This is a genomic window from Brachybacterium hainanense, from assembly GCF_042434575.1.
Taxonomy (GTDB): domain Bacteria; phylum Actinomycetota; class Actinomycetes; order Actinomycetales; family Dermabacteraceae; genus Brachybacterium; species Brachybacterium hainanense.
This window is the reverse complement of sequence record NZ_JBHLSV010000008.1, coordinates 69,099-85,441: the sequence shown is the minus strand read 5'-3', so window position 1 is coordinate 85,441 and position 16,343 is coordinate 69,099. Positions and strand designations below refer to the sequence as shown.

The window sequence follows — 16,343 nt, the reverse complement described above, 5'->3', positions numbered from 1 at the left end:
CGCGCCTCGTGCATGCCGACCCTCTCGTCGCTCCTTGGGTTCGACCATCGTACGGGGCCGGACCGATGCCGAGGCCCTAGGCTGGTCCGGTGCAGAGCAAGGACTCCGCGGCGTCGCCGCGCCCGGCCGGGGGCCGGATCCCCGCGCGCCGGTGGTGGCTCGAGGGCCTCGTCGTGCTGTGCGGCGCGACCGAGGTCCTCACGGGGCTGCTGCTCATGCGCGGGACCCTGTCGATCGTGGCCGCGGCGGCGGGGGCGGTGCTGGTCGCCGCGCTCCTCTTCCGGCATCGGCACTGGCGCTGGCTGCTGCCGCTGGTGCTCGCGCTGAACGCCTGCGCGGTCTCGTTCACCGTGCTGGTCGCCGGCGCCTACGGATACGCGACCCGCAGCTCCTCGCGCGTGATGATCGGCCTGGTGACCCTGCTGGCCTGCCTGGCCGCGGGCACCCCTCCCCTGGTCGTGAGCCAGGACCGGACCACGATCGTGTTCGTGGCCCTGATGGTGCTGATGACGCTGACGGCCGCGGTCCTGGGCATGTACACCTCGGCGCGGCGGGAGCTGCTGGACCAGCTGCGGGAGCGGGCCGAGCAGGCCGAGCACGGGCGCTCCGTCGCCGAGGAGCAGGCGCGGCGCGCCGAGCGGACCCGCATCGCCCGCGAGATGCACGACATCGTCGCCCACAAGATCTCTCTGATCGCCCTGCAGGCGGGGGCGCTCGAGGTGAACCAGAACCTGGACCAGGCTCAGGTGTCCGCGGCGGCCGGGCTGATGCGCTCCACAGCGGCGGACGCCCTGACGGAGCTGCGGCAGGTGCTCGGGGTGCTGCGGGGCACGGAGGAGTCGGCACCGCTGGCGCCCCAGCCCACCTGGGACGATGTGCGGCGTCTGGTCACCACGAGCCAGGAGGCGGGGATCCGGGTGGAGCTGTACGACTTCATCGACGCGCACGTCCCCGATCCGCTGGCCCGCACCGCGTACCGTGTGGTGCAGGAGGGGCTGACGAACATCCACAAGCACGCTCGTCACACGAAGGCGCGGGTCGCCCTCATCGGAGAGCCGGGCGACGAGCTCATCGTGGAGGTGTCCAACCTCCTGCCGCGCGGGTTCACCACGGACCTGCCCGGAGCGCGCATGGGGCTGTCCGGGATCGAGACCCGGGTCAGCCACGCGGGAGGGACCATCACCGCGGGCCCCACAGCAGATGGTCGATTCGAAGTGAAGGCGGTAATCCCATGGCCAGCGCAGACTCCGTGACACGGATCGGTCTGATCGACGACGACTCCCTGGTCCGGGCAGGGCTGGCGATGATCCTCGGCGCGGATCCGGAGATCGAGGTCGTGGGCGAGGGGGCCGACGGCAGCGAGGCGGTGCCGCTCGTGCAGCGGCATCGGCCCGATGTGCTGCTCATGGATGTGCGCATGCCGACGATGGACGGGATCAGCGCGACCCGGGCCGTGTGCGAGCTTCCGGGGGCCCCGAAGATCATCATGCTGACGACCTTCGACCTGGACGAGTACGTGTTCGAGGCGCTCGAGGCAGGGGCGAGCGGCTTCCTGCTGAAGGACACGCCGCCCCAGGACCTGATCCGGGCGGTGCGCGTGGTCGCCCGCGGCGATGCGATGCTCTCCCCCGGGGTGACCCGCCGCATGCTCTCCCACTTCTCGCAGGCGAACCCCGGGCTGCGCCCGGACCGCCCGGCGGGGCTGGACCAGCTGACGGAGCGGGAGACCGAGGTGCTGGGCGCGGTGGGCGCCGGGCTGTCGAACGCGCAGATCGGGGCTCGGCTGTTCATGAGCGAGGCGACGGTCAAGGCCCACGTCTCCAAGATCTTCGCGAAGCTCGACTGCACCAACCGGGTGCAGATCGCGATCATCGCGCACGAGGCGGGGCTGTCCGACATCGACGAGCATCCCCTCTGATCCCGGCCGGGTCGGCCGGGCCGCGCGGGTCCGGTCGGCGCGGGGCGACCCCCTCGGAGGCCGGCCCCGGCGTCCGCGGGCTTACGGGGAGAACGATGAAGGCCCCGGAACTCTCGTTCCGGGGCCTTCATGTCACGCGACCCTGACCGGGCTTGAACCGGCGACCTCCGCCGTGACAGGGCGGCACTCTAACCAACTGAGCTACAGGGCCATTCTCTTCGTCATCCGCACTTCCGCGCCGCTGACATGGATAACTCTACCGGAGGTTCCGAGGGCCTTCGACCACTTTTGCTGTGAGCCGCGCCGCACCGTCGTGCACAGAGGGCATACAGGAGGCGAACAGACCCGATTCAACGCCATGACCTGCGCTTCCTCGTCTCGCGACGTGGCGCTCACCACGTCCGCCCGCGAGATCCCGAGCCCTCCTGCCCGCGGGAGCACCCCCTCCCCGCGCAGAGCGCGGCGAGGGGGCCGAGGGGCCTGTACCATGGCCGTGCGCCCCCATCGTCTAGCGGCCTAGGACACTGGCCTTTCACGCCGGCGACACGGGTTCGAATCCCGTTGGGGGTACGGCGGTCCTGCGGGGCGTCGCCTCCGGGTCCCGGCATCGCCGGCCCGGGGCGGCGCCCCGCAGTCATCCCCCACACAGGAGCATCCGATGGTGGAGATCAGTCGCACCGACTTCGAGGAGGCGGTCGACGACGCCCTCGATTCGCTGCCGGAGGGGGTCGCGCGCGGCATCGCCGCGGCGAACGTCGTGATCCTCGTCGAGGACGAATCCCCCTCCGGACCGCACGGCGAGCAGCTGCTGGGGCTGTACGAGGGGGTCCCCCTGGATCAGCGCAGCGTCTTCGACGGGTTCCGCGAGCCGGATCGGATCTCGATCTTCCGGGGCCCGCTGCAGCGCATGTGCGCCACCCGGGAGGAGCTGGTCCACGAGATCGCGGTGACCGTTCTGCACGAGCTCGGGCATCTGTTCGGGATCGACGACGAGCGCCTGCATGAGCTCGGCTGGGGCTGAGGGCGCCGCGAAGGACGTGCGTCGGCGGGCCGCCGGGACAGGTCGGGACGGCGCGGGCGCACCGGCCGTGTCCTGGCTCTCATCGGCACGTATCGATTGGTGCTCCGGCCTGCGGCACTGCTAGTCTTCTTCTCGGTCGCCCTGCGCGACCGCGGCTCTGTAGCTCAGTTGGTAGAGCGTTCGACTGAAAATCGAAAGGTCACCGGATCGACGCCGGTCGGAGCCACTGCAGAAGGCCCCCTGGGAGACCAGGGGGCCTTTCCTCTTCCCGGCCGTGGCCTGCGCCGCCACCGCTGTCGCAGATCTGCGACGACCCTGCGACAGCACGGAGGCGGAATCCGGCCCGGCGTGCCCTACTCTCCCTTCCATGAACACGTTCCCCCGCCGCATGATTCTCATGACCGGCCTGGTCAGCACCGCTTCGGTGCTGTCCGCATGCTCGGTCGAGCACGTCCCTCCCGCTCCCGCCTCCTCGGGCCCGACGGCGACCGGCGCCGACCCGACCGCCGCCGATCCTGCAGCCGCCACCGCGGAGGCCACGACCGCCGCTGCGGCACCCCTTCCGACCGTCCCCGGCTTCGAGGTCGGCGTCTTCCCGGCGGTGCCGCTGTTCGAGCTCCCGGATCTCTCGCTCCTGGACGCCTCCCTGTCGCCGTTCACCACCTCGATCAGCACGCGGGTCCCCGCCCGCCCGGGCCTCGAGATCCATCCTGCCGGCTGCGGCCAGGCCCTCGAGCGCACCTCCGGCTCCCGGTCGATGCTCCTGTACGGCGACGGCTCCGGCACGCTGACCGGGGAGGACGGCGAGATCACGAACTACGGCGATGGGTCGGGGAGCTTCACCCTCAACGGCGTCGAGGTCGAGGTCTACGGCGACGGCTCCGGGAGCTACGACTCCGGGGACGTGTCGATCCGCAACTACGGGGACGGCTCCGGCAGGGTCAGCGCCGGCGGGGTCAGCATCGACGTGTACGGCGACGGCTCCGCGAGCCGGACCGGCGGAGGGATCGAGCACCACAACTACGGGGACGGCTCCGGCTCCTACGAGGACGCGGACGCCGGCATCTCGATCGTGAACTACGGCGACGGAGCCGGTTCCTACACCGACGCCGCCGCCGGGCTCGAGATCACGAACTACGGCGACGGGACGGGCCGGGTGAACGGCACCGACATCGAGATCGCGCCGATCGCGCCGATCCCGGCGGTCGGCACGTTCCCTCCGCTGGGCGTGCTCGCACCGATGGAGTCCTGCGGAACGACGATCACCCTGCAGGACGGGGTGCTCTTCGACTTCGGCGAGGACGTGATCCGGGCCGATGCCGCGGCCGTCCTCGACGAGCTCGCCGGTGCCCTGCGGGACCTCTCCGTCCCGGCCGCCGAGATCGGCGGGCACACGGACGCGATCGGCACCGATGAGTTCAACCAGGACCTCTCCGAGCGCCGGGCAGCCTCCGTGGTCGCCGCTCTGCGGGAGCGGTCGGTGACCGCGGAGCTGACGTCCGTCGGCTACGGCGAGTCCCTGCCGGTCGCCCCGAACGAGATCGGCGGGACGGACAACCCGGCGGGCCGTCAGCTCAACCGCCGCGTCGAGATCCTCATCCCCGCTTTCTGACCGCACCCCTCTCCTGGAGCTCCCGATGCCCGCATCCTCCCGCATGGTGCTCGCCCTGCGCACCGCCGCTCTCGCCCTCACCGCCCCGCTGCTGCTCGCCGCCTGCACGATCGCCTACCAGGGCGAGGCCGAGGATGCCCCGACCCCGACGGCGCAGCCCGCGGAGCAGGCGCCCGCCACGGATGCTCCGGCATCGGAGCCATCCGGCCAGGACACCTCCGCGCAGGAGCCGAGCATCCAGGACCCGGGCACGGAGGGACCCGCCGGCTCGTCCGAGGAGCCGCCCTCCGCGGCGCCGCCCCGCGCGAGGACGCCCGCGCCGGGTCCGACGGAGACCGAGCCGGGAGCATCCGCGCCCGCTCCGGCAGGAGGCGCGGGCTCCGCACCGGGCTCCACGCTGTGGGAGGACACCCTCGCCTACGCGTCGACGGCGACCTGCCCGGACGGCAGCTACGACCTCCAGCAGGCCGGGGCCGTGATCCACCTCGAGGGCGAGTGCGCCTCGGTGACCGTGACCGCCGACGCGACGACCCTCCTGGTCGATTCGGCGATCTCCGTCACCGTCGTCGGCGACGGCAACGTGATCTCCCTCGCCGCCGCCCAGGAGATCGCCGTCAGCGGGGACGTCAACACCGTGGAATGGACGGGGAGCACTCCCCGGATCGACGACGCCGGCATCGGCAACGTCCTGCGTCCGGTCGGCTGACCTGTCGCATTTCTGCGACAGGGCTGCGACCGCTCGGGCACCATCCCTCCTCCGGTGCTCCGTAGTCTCGAGGACATGCACGGCACCGGACCCGGGCCGTCACCGCGAATGCAGAAGGAGCATCATGTCCCCCCGCCGCCTCCCGGCCACCACGACCGCCTCCCGTCGACTCCTGGGCGGCCTCGCCCTGGCCGTCGCCGGACCGCTGCTGCTGAGCGCCTGCTCGATCGGCTTCGACGGCGGCGACCAGGACGGGCAGACCCCCTCCGAGCAGACCACGGCGTCCTCCCCGGACGGCGGGGAGGGCACCGCCGCGCAGGACTCCTCCGATGCAGGCGACTCCTCCGATGCAGGGGGCTCCGCCGATGCGGGGGGCTCCGCCGCGGGCCAGGACGACGCGGGCGAGGACGGCTCCGAGGAGCCCTCCGGCTCCTCCGCGCCCTCGAGCTCCTCCCCCGGCACGTCGACCGATCGCCGTTCGGAGAAATGGCGCGGCATCATGCACGGCGCGATCACCGAGACCTGCGAGGACGGGACCTACACCCTGGACCGCCCGGGGCGCCCTGTCCATCTCGAGGGCGGGTGCACGAGCGTCACGATCACCGCGGACGGCGGCGCGATCCTGATCGACTCCGCGGACACGGTCGTCGTCGAGGGCAACGGCGTGCTCGTCTCCGGCATCGACCTCGGCGCGGTCGAGCTGCGCGGCGACGGGATCATGGTCGAATGGACCGGCACGGAGCCGACCGTCACCGACACGGGCGAGGGCAACCACGCCGCCGCCGCCCGCTGAGCCGAAGCTGGAGCCATGACCGACCCCGCCCGCCGCCGCGTCCTCCTCGTCGACGACGAGACCGCGATCACCGCCACCCTCGCCCCGTTCCTCGAGCGCAGCGGCTTCACCGTGCGGGTCGCGTCCGACGGCGCCGCGGCCCTCGCGGCCCACGCCGCCCAGCGGCCCGACATCGTCGTGACCGACGTGCTGATGCCCGTCATGGACGGGCGGGAGCTGGTGCGGCGCCTGCGGGCCGCCGAGGAGTGGACGCCGATCATCCTGCTCACGCAGGTCGACGAGTCCTTCGAGCGGACGGCCGCCCTCGAGGAAGGGGCCGACGACTACCTCGGCAAGCCCTTCGACCCGCCGGAGCTGGTCGCCCGGATCCGGGCGGTGCTGCGGCGCAGCGCCGGGGCGGCGCGTCCGCTCGCCGCGGCGGCGTCCCTGCGGGGCGGGGCGATCGCGCTGTCCCGGCTGGGGCGCACGGTCACCGCGGACGGTCGCGCGATCGAGCTGACCCCGAAGGCCTTCGCCCTGCTCGAGCACCTCATGCTCCATGCGCAGGAGGCGCTCAGCCGGGAGACGCTGCTCGAGGCGGTCTGGGGCTTCGAGTTCGCGATCCCCTCGCGGGCCGTGGACCACCGGATCGCGGAGATCCGGCGGGCGATCGGCGAGGATCCCGGCGCTCCGCGGCACGTCGAGACGGTGCAGGGCCACGGCTACCGCTTCCTCCCCCCGGTCGAGGGCATCTGATGCGGCATCGGCTCCTGCTGCCGGGCCTCTGCCTCGGTCCGCTCCTCCTGCTCGGCGCGGCCGCGGCGACGCTCCTCCTGCTGGGACGCGGCGGCGCGGTCCTGCTGCGCATCCCGCTGCCGAGCCTCCTGCTCACGACAGGCCTGCTGGCCTCCGCGGTCCTCGTCCTCCTCCTGCTCGTGCGTCCGCGGCGCGCCGCCCGGCAGGCCGCGCGGCGCGAGCGGGAGCTCGCGCAGGTGCGTGCGCAGGAGCAGGAGAACCATAGGCGGTTCCTGCGGCGGCTGGACCACGAGCTGAAGAACCCGGTGACCGCGATCCGCTCGGCCCTCGCCGCCGGCGATCCGCTGCCCGCCGCGAACGTGCAGATCGCGGCGGGCCAGGCCCGGCGGGTGGGCGATCTCGTCGGTCAGCTGCGGGCCCTGTCCTCCCTGGAGACCCGCGAGATCGAGCGGGAGGAGGTCGCGATCGGCCCGCTCCTCGAGGAGGAGGTCTCCGCTCTCGCGGAGGAGAACGCCGCCCGCGGCCTGCGGCGCGAACTGCGCACCGCCCTGCCGACCGTCCCCTGGCCGCTCCCGGAGGTCGTGGGCGACGGCGACCTGCTGCGCGTCATGATCCGGAACCTCCTGGTCAACGCCGTGAAGTACTCCGAGGACGGCGCCGTGATCGACGTCCGCGGCAGCGCCGCGGAGGGCACCGTGACCCTCGAGATCGCCGACACCGGACGCGGCATCCGCGCCGAGGACCTCCCCCATGTGTGGGAGGAGCTGTGGCGCGCCGCGGAGGCGCGCGGCAGCGAGGGGACGGGGCTCGGGCTCTCCCTGGTGCGGGTGATCGTCGCCCGCCACGGGGGCGAGGCGCACATCAGCTCCGTCCTGGGCCGCGGGACTCTGGTGCGGATCCGGCTTCCCGCTGCCGCCTCCCCCGCGGCGCCCTGACCGATACGCTGAGGGCGAGTCCTCCCCGCCGCCGAACCACACCGTCGAAGGGACCCGCTGCGATGACGCTCGAGAACCCGGACCTCGCCATCTCCCAGGCTGCCGAGCTGCTGCCGATCACCGAGGTCGCCCGCCGCGCCGGGATCCCGGAGCAGGCGCTGATCCCCTACGGCCGCGACAAGGCGAAGGTCGAGGTCTCCGCCGTCCCCCAGCGGGCGGAGCCCGGACGGCTGGTGCTCGTCAGCGCCATGTCGCCCACACCCGCCGGCGAGGGGAAGTCCACCGTCACCGTCGGCCTCGCCGACGCCTTCACGCTCCTGGGTACCCGGGCGATGGTCGCCCTGCGCGAGCCGTCCCTGGGGCCCGTGATGGGCATGAAGGGCGGCGCCGCCGGGGGCGGGCATGCCCAGGTCGCCCCGATGGAGGACATCAACCTCCACTTCACCGGCGACTTCCACGCGATCCAGCTCGCGAACAACACGATCGCCGCCCTGCTGGACAACCACATCCAGCACGGCAACGCCCTGGACATCGACCCACGCCGCGTCCAGTGGAAGCGCGTGCTCGACGTGAACGACCGGGCGCTGCGGCAGATCGTGATCGGTCTGGGCGGTCCCTCGCAGGGCACTCCGCGCGAGGACGGCTTCGACATCGTCGTCGCCTCGGAGATCATGGCGATCCTGTGCCTGTCGACGTCCCTGACGGACCTGCGCCGCCGGGTCGGCGACATCGTCGTGGCGATGACGCGCTCGCGCGAGCCCGTGACCGTGCGGGAGCTGGGCATCGACGGCGCGATCACGCTCCTGCTGCGCGACGCGATGAAGCCGAACCTCGTCCAGACCCTCGGGGGGACCCCGGCGCTCGTGCACGGCGGCCCCTTCGCGAACATCGCGCACGGCTGCTCGTCCCTCGTCGCGACGCGCCTGGCGACCTCGCTCGCGGACGTGACCGTGACCGAGGCTGGCTTCGGCTCCGACCTCGGGGCGGAGAAGTTCCTGGACATCAAGGCGCGCGTGGGCGGCCTTCGCCCCGATGCGGTGGTGCTCGTCGCGACGGTCCGCGCCCTCAAGCGCCACGGAGGCGCAGCCCTGGACCGGCTCGAGGACGAGGACGTCGAGGCCCTGCAGACCGGGACCGCGAACCTGCGACGGCACGTCGAGAACATCCGCCGCTTCGGCCTCGAGCCGGTCGTCGCCGTGAACCGCTTCCCCGCGGACACCCCCGCCGAGCTCGAGGCCGTCCTCGCCTGGGCCGCGCGGCAGGGCGTCCGCGCGGCCGTCGCCGATGTGTGGGCGCGCGGCGGCGAGGGCGGGACGGACGTGGCCCGGGAGCTGCTCGCGGTCATGGACGGCCGCGGGGGCGAGGACTTCCACCACCTGTACGACCCGCAGGACGGGATCGAGGCCTCGCTCACGAGGATCGCCCAGGACGTCTACGGCGCACGAGGCATCCAGCTGACCGACGCTGCCCCGGCGGCCCTGCGGCGCCTGCAGCGCAACGGCTGGGACCGCCTGCCCGTCTGCGTCGCGAAGACCCAGTACTCCTTCTCCGACGACGCCTCCGCGCTCGGCGCGCCCCAGGACCACGTGCTGCACGTGCGCGACCTGGTGCCGCGCATCGGCGCCGGCTTCGTCGTCGCCCTGACCGGATCGATCATGACGATGCCGGGGCTGCCGAAGCAGCCGGCTGCCCTGCGCATGGACGTCGACGAGCAGGGACGCGCCGTCGGCCTGTTCTAGCCGACGGCTCCGGGACGGTTCAGCGCTCCTCGGCGAGGTGCTCGGCCTCGAGCTCCGTCTCGTCCTCGATGTCGATGTCGATGCCGCGGTCGTCCTCGTCCTCGACGCGCTCCTCGGGCTCCGGCTCGTCCCAGTTCGCGATGGTCGAGAGATCCTCCGCCGTCGGGGCCGGGACGACCGTGTTCTCCGGGAAGCGATCCTCGTCGCGGACGGTGACACCGCGCGCCTCGTCGACGTACTCGTCGAGGAAGCCGTCCTCGTCGTCGTCCACGTCGTCGGAGGCGGCCAGGCGCGGGCTCAGCTCGTCGACCGCGTACTGGCCCCCGCGCACGAAGCCGCGGCGGAACGCGGCCCGGCCCACCATCGTGCTCGCGACCGGCACGGTGACCATCTGCGCGAGCAGCACCAGCAGCAGGAACCCGGCGCCCGCCCAGGAGCGGCCCAGCAGGGCGGTGCCGGCCAGCACGAGCATCAGCCCCAGGGTCTGCGGCTTCGAGGTCGCGTGCATGCGCATGAGGGCATCGCGGAAGCGGTGCAGGCCCACGGCGGCGATCATCGCGAGCAGCACGCCGAGGCCGATGAGCACCAGGCCGATCACGTCGAGGGCGCTCATCCCCGTCCCTCCTCTGCTGCCGTTCCCGGTCCCGGCGTGTGCGGGTTGCGGGGAACCTCCGCGGCATCGGTGCGGACGGACGGCGTGTTGTCCGGGAGCCCCTGCTCGTCCTCGGCATCCGGGCGGTGGGCCCGGACCGCGTCCTCCTCCGCCCAGCCGGCGAGCAGCTCCGGGGCGTCGACGTGGATCGCGTCGTGATGCCCGGTCTCGGTGCCCACGTGCTCGATGCCGTCGCTCCCCCGCGGGCCGGGACGGACCCGGCGCGGGTCCTCGCGGGCCACGAACCGGGCCACGCCCACGGTCCCGATGAAGGCGAACGCCGTGAGCACGAGCATGGAGGGGACCGCCCAGGTGCTCGCGGTCCCCGCGCTGTACAGCGCCATGCCCAGCACGACGAGGACGACGAGCATGTCCGTGGCGACGGCCCGATCCAGGATGGTGGGGCCCACGACGATCCGGTACACGGTCGGCAGGGCCGCGACGGCGAGCAGGATCCCGTACACGGTCAGGACGATCTCGATCGTGCTCATGCCAGCCCCGCCTCCTCGAGGACGTCCCGGCGGGCCAGCGCCAGCAGCAGCCGCTTCTCCTGCTCGAGCACGCGCCGACGGGCGGCCTCGACCTCCTCCTCCGTCCCCGCGCCGATGACGTGCAGGAACAGGGTGCCCGTGGAGCGCTGGGCCTCGACCACGACCGAGCCCGGGATCAGGGTCGCGAGCATCGCCACGGCGGTGAGGAACAGATCCGAGCGGGAGGCGAGCGTGACGGCGACCACCGAGCAGGGCGGCGGGGGCCCCGGGCGCACCGCGAACCAGGCGACCTGCACCGCGGAGACCGCGAGATCGGCGAGGAAGCGCAGCACCCCGACCACGAGGCGCAGGGGGCGCACCCGGATCTCGTGACCCGTGGGAGGCATCGGGAACAGCAGGAAGACGAGAAGGGCGACGACGAGCCCGCCCAGCACGTTCTTGACGCTCACCCCGCCCCACAGGAGGCACCAGAAGGCGAGCGAGACCAGCAGGCCCATCCAGTTCAGGGGCAGGGTCCGGGCGCGGCGCACGAGAGGGATCGGCATCATCGCGCATCCCCCGTCCCGTCGTCGGTCCCGTTGTCGCCGATCCGCTCGCCCTCGTCGCCGATGCGATAGACCAGCGCATCGGCGGCCTCGTCCCCGAGGACGGCGCTCACGTACGGGGTGCGCTCGAGGACGGCGGTTCCCGCGTCGTCGGCGAAGCGCAGCAGCGGTCCGGCGAACACGGTCAGCAGCAGGGAGACGCCCACGAGCGCGGCCGTCGCCCCGGTCATGACGTGCGGGACCGGCTTCAGCTGGGCGACGAAGTCCTCCGCGGGCTCCTGCCAGAAGGCGCGGTTCCAGATCTTCGCGATCGCGTACAGGGTGAGCAGGCTCGCGATCACGCTCACCGCGACGAGCGTCCACGAGGCGATCGTGTCGACCCGGATGCCGGCCTCGATCAGACCGACCTTGCCGAGGAAGCCGGACAGCGGCGGGATGCCGGAGAGGTTCATCGCCGGGATGAAGAACAGGATCGCGATGACCGGCGACAGCTTCGCCATCCCGCCCAGCCGTCCCAGGTTCGTGGTGCCGCCGCGATGCTCGATCAGGCCCGCGACCAGGAACAGCGTGGACTGCACGGTGATGTGGTGGGCGACGTAGTAGATGGTCGTGCCCATCGCCAGGCGGGTGCTCATGCCGATGCCGAACAGCATGTACCCCATGTGGGAGACGAGCGTGAAGGACAGCACGCGCTTGAGGTCCGTCTGGGCGACGGCGCCGAGGATCCCGACCAGCAGGCTCAGCCCGGCCGCGGCCAGCAGCAGGTTCTGGATCACCGATTCGGGGAACAGCAGGGTCTCCAGGCGGATGATCGCGTAGATGCCGACCTTCGTCAGCAGCCCCGCGAACACGGCGGTGACGGGGGCGGGGGCCGTCGGGTACGAGTCCGGCAGCCAGGTGCTCAGCGGGAAGATCGCGGCCTTGATCGCGAAGGCCACCAGCAGCATGAGCTCGAGCGTCATCCGGATGCCGGAGGGCAGGGTGTCCAGGCGCACCGCGAGCTCGGCGAGGTTGACGGTGCCGACCGCGGTGTACACCGCGGCGATGCCGGCGAGGAAGATGACCGAGCTGAGCAGCGAGACGATCACGTAGGTCGTCGCCGCACGGATCCGGGAGGCCGAGCCGCCCAGGGTCAGCAGCACGTAGCTCGAGGCCAGCAGCACCTCGAAGCCGACGTAGAGGTTGAACAGGTCGCCCGCGAGGAAGGCGTTGCACACCCCGGCGACGAGCACGAGATAGGTGGGATGGTAGATCGCCACCGGGGTCCGCTCGGCGGATTCGTGGACGGTCTGTGCGCTCGAGTACACGAGCACGGCGAGGGTGACGACGCTCGAGATGACGAGCATCAGCACGGTCAGCCGGTCCGCGACCAGCACGATCCCCAGCTGCGGGGTCCAGCGGCCGATCTGCAGCACGAGCGTTCCGGCACCCGCCACCTGCTGGGCGAGCAGCAGCGACACGGCGAGGATCGCCACGAGCACGGTGACGGAGACGGCCAGCTGGGAGCGGGCGTGATGGCGCAGCAGCAGGGTGAGGGCCGCGCCCATCAGCGGCAGCATGACGGGCAGGGCGAGCAGCATCTCGACGCTCATCGGCCCTCCGGTCCGGTTCCCCGGTGCGTGCCGGCCCCGTCGCGGGCGGCCCGCTCGAAGGTGGTGGGTCGCGGCTCCTCGCGCTCGTCGGCCTCGGTGTAGTCCTGGGGCACGTCCTCCGCGCCGGAGAGGTCCGGGCCGAGGGGGTCCTCGGCCGCGCCGTGGCCCTGCGAGTGCAGCAGGGCGCCGCGACGGGTCTCCTCCGACAGCGCCTCCGCGCGGGGGACCTCGAGGGCGTCCCCGCTGCGGCGCTGGCTGCGGCGCAGGACGCGCCGATCCTCGACGTCGTCGGGAACCTCGTCATGGCCGAACAGCTGCCAGGCGCGGTAGGCGAGGGCCATCCCGAAGGCGGTGATGCCCAGCGTGATGACGATGGCGGTGAGCACCATCGCGAAGGGCAGCGGGTCCGTCATCGTCCCCGGCTCCGCGGTTCCCTCGAAGGGCGGGTTCCCCGGAGGGCCCGCCGCGACGATGAACAGGAGATTCACCCCGTTGCCGGCCAGGACGAATCCCAGGATGACGCGGGAGAGGGTGCGCTCGAGGATCAGGTAGACGCCGCAGGCGATGAGCACGCCCGCGGTCAGGAGGAGGGTGAGGCTAACGGGCATCGGCTTCGGCCTCCTGCTGGCGGTCGATCTGCGAGCCGAGGCTGCGCAGGAAGTCGAGGACGACGCCGATGCACACGAGGTACACGCCGACGTCGAAGATGAGCGCGCTCGCGAGATGGACCTCGCCCAGGATCGGGATGTGCAGGACCGGGGTCGCGGAGGCGAAGATCGTCCCGCCCAGCAGGAGCGGCAGCACGCCGGCGGCGACCGCGACCGCCATGCCGACGCCGAGCACGAGCCCGGCCTGGACCGGCACGGCCTCGGAGAGCTCGTAGCGGCCCCCCGCGAGATAGCGCAGCGTGATCGCGAGACCGGCGACGAGGCCGCCGGCGAAGCCGCCGCCGGGCAGGTTGTGCCCCGCCATCAGCAGGTACACCGAGAACATCATCATCAGCGGGAAGCTGATGCGGGTGATGACCTCGAGCACGACGAGACGGCGCTCCGGGGCGAGGGTCAGACCGGCCGACAGCCAGGTCCGCCAGCGGTTGGGAGAGGAGTCCTCCTCGTCGTCGTCGAATCCGAGCACGTTCTGAGGCAGGTCGCTGTCGCTGCGACGGCGCCAGATCGTCAGCTCTGCGTCGTCCTCGCGGACCCGGGTGATCCGCTGCTCGCGGCGGGTGATGAAGATGAGGGAGGCGACGCCGGTGGCGACGACGAGGAGCACGGAGATCTCGCCCATCGTGTCCCAGACGCGGGCGTCGACAAGGGTCACGTTGACCACGTTGTGCCCGCCGCCGATCTCGTAGGCCGCCTCGATCAGCCCCATGCCGAGGGGCTCGAGGGTGCGGGCGTCGGCCGCGTACAGCGCCACGCCGCACAGCACCACGGCGGTGCCGATCGCGACGCCCCAGCGGGCCCACTGGTCCAGCCGCAGCGGACGGCGCGAGAAGTGCAGGGGCAGGCGGCGCAGCACCAGGACGAGCACGACGGTCATCACCGTCTCGACGAGCATCTGCGTGGTCGCCACGTCCGGGGCGCCGGCCAGGAGGAACAGCAGCGCGGCCACGTAGCCGGTCACGGTGATGAGGAAGACGGCGCGCAGACGACGCCGCGCCCGGGCCGCGCCGATCGCGCCGAAGGCCGCGATCACCAGCAGCGCCGGCTCGACCGGATGATGGAAGAGCACCAGGTTGTCCGGGAGCGGCGACTGCAGGGTCGCGATGGGGGCGGCCAGCGCGATGAGGACGATCAGCATCATGCCGAGGGTCATCGGCAGCGAGCCTCGCTGGTACAGGGGCGTCACGCCGACCGCGAGCTGGTCGACGCCGCGCATGAGGCGCCGGAACAAGCGCTCGGAGTCGATCCAGTCGATCGCCTCGCCCTGCGCCCAGCGCTGCGGGGAGACCAGGGCCTGGAGGTGCTCGAGGCGGCGGGCCCGCCAGATGAGCAGGCCTCCGCCGGCGAGGGTGAGGGCGCTCGCGAGCAGCGGCACGCCCAGATGCGGCACGACCACGAGGTGGATGGATTCCTCCGGAGCGGGCAGGGCGGTCACGGCGCCGCGCAGGATCCCCTCGAGCGGCCCGGCGAGCACGGACAGGGCGATGCTGAGCACGGCGACGACCGCGGGCGGCAGCCAGAACAGGACAGGGATCTCGGGGCGGGCCGCGTCCGGGGCACCGGGGGCGCGCCCGAACGTGCCCTGGACGAAGCGCCACGAATACGCCACCGTGAGGATCGAGCCTGCGACCAGGGCGATCAGCAGGATCCGCGGGAATGCGCCGCCGTTCCAGAGCGCCGAGTACAGCGCCTCCTTCGCGACGAAGCCGAACAGCGGCGGGATCGCGGCCATGGAGGCCGCGGAGAGGGTGCCGATCACGGCGACGGTCGGGGCGACCTTCCGGACCCCGGACAGGACGCGCAGGTCGCGGGTGCCGAACTTCTTGTCGACGATGCCGACGACCATGAACAGGGGCGCCTTGAACACGGCGTGCGCGATGAGCATGCCGATCGCCGCGAGGACCGCGTCATGCGTGGCCAGGCCTGCGACCGCGCTCAGGAAGCCCAGCTGGGAGACGGTCCCGTAGGCCAGCAGCAGCTTCACGTCATGCTGGCGCAGCGCCCGCCAGCCGCCGACGAGCATCGTGATCGCGCCGAGGGTCGCGAGCAGGACGCTGATCGCCTCGAGATGGCCGATCGCGGGGGCGAGGCGGAGGATCAGGTACACGCCGGCCTTCACCATCGCGGCCGCGTGCAGGTAGGCGGAGACGGGCGTAGGCGCGGCCATCGCCCCGGGGAGCCAGAAGTGGCTGGGCACGAGAGCGGACTTCGAGGTCGCCCCCGCGAGCACGAGCAGCAGGGCGGTCACGAGGTACGGGCCGGGCGCTCCCCACATGTCCGAGGCGAGGATCCCGGCCAGGCTCAGCGTCCCCGCCTCCATGCCGAGCATGAGCAGGCCCACGAGCATGGCGAGCCCGCCGATGGTCGTGGAGATCAGCGCGTTCATCGCCGCCCGGCGGGAGGACTGCTTGTCCGCGTAGTGCCCGATCAGCAGATAGGAGAAGACCGTCGTCAGCTCCCAGAAGACGTACAGCATCATGACGTCGTCGGCGAGCACGAGCCCGGCCATCGCCCCGGCGAAGGCGGTGAGGACCCCGGCGAAGCGGCCGAGCCCCGGCTCGGTGTCCTTGAAGTAGCGGGCACAGTACAGGAGCACGACGGCGCCGATGCCGGTGGCGATCAGCAGCATGACCCAGCCGAGGACGTCCATCGTGAAAGAGATCGACATCCCGAACTGCGGGATCCAGCTCAGGTGGACGGTGCGGGGAGCCTCCGCCAGCTGGCGCGGATCGATGCTCGCGACCCAGATCGCGGACGCGCCGGGCACGGCGGCGAGCGGGTAGAAGGCGTTGCGGCCCATCCGCCGGACGAGGAAGGGAGCTGCCACGGCTGCCATCAGATGCGCAAGGAGGACAGTGATCACGTGTTCTCCGTCCGTGTCATCGGGCATGGCGGGGGGCTGAAGAATCTTATCCGCTCCGAGGTCCGTGCCACCTGAA

Annotated in this window: 15 protein-coding genes and 3 tRNA genes; 11 read left to right on the top strand and 7 right to left on the bottom strand. The window is 72.2% G+C overall.

The features are described from left to right. The first annotated feature begins 89 nt into the window (after positions 1-89). Positions 90-1,253 carry a sensor histidine kinase gene (locus tag ACFFF6_RS08545; RefSeq protein WP_376979935.1) on the top strand — a complete coding sequence of 388 codons (1,164 nt, stop codon included), beginning with the start codon at positions 90-92 and terminating at the stop codon, positions 1,251-1,253. Further along, positions 1,232-1,918, top strand: coding sequence for a response regulator (locus ACFFF6_RS08540; RefSeq protein WP_376979934.1), 687 nt, complete (start codon positions 1,232-1,234; stop codon positions 1,916-1,918). Before ACFFF6_RS08545 ends, ACFFF6_RS08540 begins: the two co-directional genes overlap by 22 nt. A gap of 137 nt (positions 1,919-2,055) precedes the next feature. Here ACFFF6_RS08540 and ACFFF6_RS08535 read toward each other — a convergent pair. Continuing rightward, positions 2,056-2,129 (bottom strand) — tRNA-Asp (locus ACFFF6_RS08535). Positions 2,130-2,415: 286 nt separating this feature from the next. Between ACFFF6_RS08535 and ACFFF6_RS08530 the strand changes: the two genes are divergently transcribed. From ACFFF6_RS08530 to ACFFF6_RS08490, 9 genes are all read left to right on the top strand, one after another. After that, positions 2,416-2,488, top strand: a tRNA-Glu gene (locus tag ACFFF6_RS08530). 88 nt (positions 2,489-2,576) lie between these two features. Further along, positions 2,577-2,939: a metallopeptidase family protein gene (locus tag ACFFF6_RS08525; protein WP_376979933.1), complete on the top strand. Its 363-nt coding sequence runs from the start codon at positions 2,577-2,579 to the stop codon at positions 2,937-2,939. A 153-nt stretch (positions 2,940-3,092) separates the two neighbouring features. Beyond that, a tRNA-Phe gene (locus tag ACFFF6_RS08520) sits at positions 3,093-3,165 on the top strand. A 141-nt stretch (positions 3,166-3,306) separates the two neighbouring features. After that, entirely contained in the window at positions 3,307-4,551 is a 1,245-nt protein-coding gene (locus tag ACFFF6_RS08515; RefSeq protein WP_376979932.1) for an OmpA family protein, read from the top strand. Positions 4,552-4,576: 25 nt separating this feature from the next. Then, a complete protein-coding gene (locus tag ACFFF6_RS08510; RefSeq protein WP_376979931.1) occupies positions 4,577-5,257 on the top strand; it encodes a DUF3060 domain-containing protein in 681 nt (226 codons plus the stop codon). A gap of 124 nt (positions 5,258-5,381) precedes the next feature. Next, entirely contained in the window at positions 5,382-6,050 is a 669-nt protein-coding gene (locus ACFFF6_RS08505) for a hypothetical protein (RefSeq protein ID WP_376979930.1), read from the top strand. Positions 6,051-6,065: 15 nt separating this feature from the next. Next, the gene (locus tag ACFFF6_RS08500) at positions 6,066-6,785 is read left to right on the top strand and encodes a response regulator transcription factor (protein WP_376979929.1); all 720 of its coding nucleotides are present in this window, start codon (positions 6,066-6,068) and stop codon (positions 6,783-6,785) included. Further along, a complete protein-coding gene (locus ACFFF6_RS08495) occupies positions 6,785-7,720 on the top strand; it encodes a sensor histidine kinase (protein WP_376979928.1) in 936 nt (311 codons plus the stop codon). Before ACFFF6_RS08500 ends, ACFFF6_RS08495 begins: the two co-directional genes overlap by 1 nt. 62 nt (positions 7,721-7,782) lie before the next feature. Next, positions 7,783-9,459, top strand: a complete 1,677-nt coding sequence (locus ACFFF6_RS08490) for a formate--tetrahydrofolate ligase (RefSeq protein ID WP_376979927.1) — start codon at positions 7,783-7,785, stop codon at positions 9,457-9,459. Positions 9,460-9,478: 19 nt separating this feature from the next. Here the strand turns inward: ACFFF6_RS08490 and mnhG are convergent, their stop codons facing one another. From mnhG to ACFFF6_RS08460, 6 genes are read right to left on the bottom strand one after another with little or no spacing between them, the layout of a single operon-like run. Next, complete coding sequence (gene mnhG / locus ACFFF6_RS08485) at positions 9,479-10,072, bottom strand: monovalent cation/H(+) antiporter subunit G (protein ID WP_376979926.1); 594 nt, start codon at positions 10,070-10,072, stop codon at positions 9,479-9,481. Beyond that, a complete protein-coding gene (locus ACFFF6_RS08480; protein ID WP_376979925.1) occupies positions 10,069-10,602 on the bottom strand; it encodes an MrpF/PhaF family protein in 534 nt (177 codons plus the stop codon). The genes mnhG and ACFFF6_RS08480 overlap by 4 nt, the downstream gene beginning before the upstream one ends. Continuing rightward, complete coding sequence (locus tag ACFFF6_RS08475; RefSeq protein WP_376979924.1) at positions 10,599-11,150, bottom strand: Na+/H+ antiporter subunit E; 552 nt, start codon at positions 11,148-11,150, stop codon at positions 10,599-10,601. Before ACFFF6_RS08475 ends, ACFFF6_RS08480 begins: the two co-directional genes overlap by 4 nt. Beyond that, positions 11,147-12,739: a Na+/H+ antiporter subunit D gene (locus tag ACFFF6_RS08470; RefSeq protein ID WP_376979923.1), complete on the bottom strand. Its 1,593-nt coding sequence runs from the start codon at positions 12,737-12,739 to the stop codon at positions 11,147-11,149. The genes ACFFF6_RS08475 and ACFFF6_RS08470 overlap by 4 nt, the downstream gene beginning before the upstream one ends. After that, complete coding sequence (locus ACFFF6_RS08465; protein ID WP_376979922.1) at positions 12,736-13,347, bottom strand: Na(+)/H(+) antiporter subunit C; 612 nt, start codon at positions 13,345-13,347, stop codon at positions 12,736-12,738. The genes ACFFF6_RS08470 and ACFFF6_RS08465 overlap by 4 nt, the downstream gene beginning before the upstream one ends. Continuing rightward, positions 13,337-16,240, bottom strand: coding sequence for a Na+/H+ antiporter subunit A (locus ACFFF6_RS08460; protein ID WP_376979998.1), 2,904 nt, complete (start codon positions 16,238-16,240; stop codon positions 13,337-13,339). Before ACFFF6_RS08460 ends, ACFFF6_RS08465 begins: the two co-directional genes overlap by 11 nt. Between the last annotated feature and the right edge of the window lie 103 nt (positions 16,241-16,343).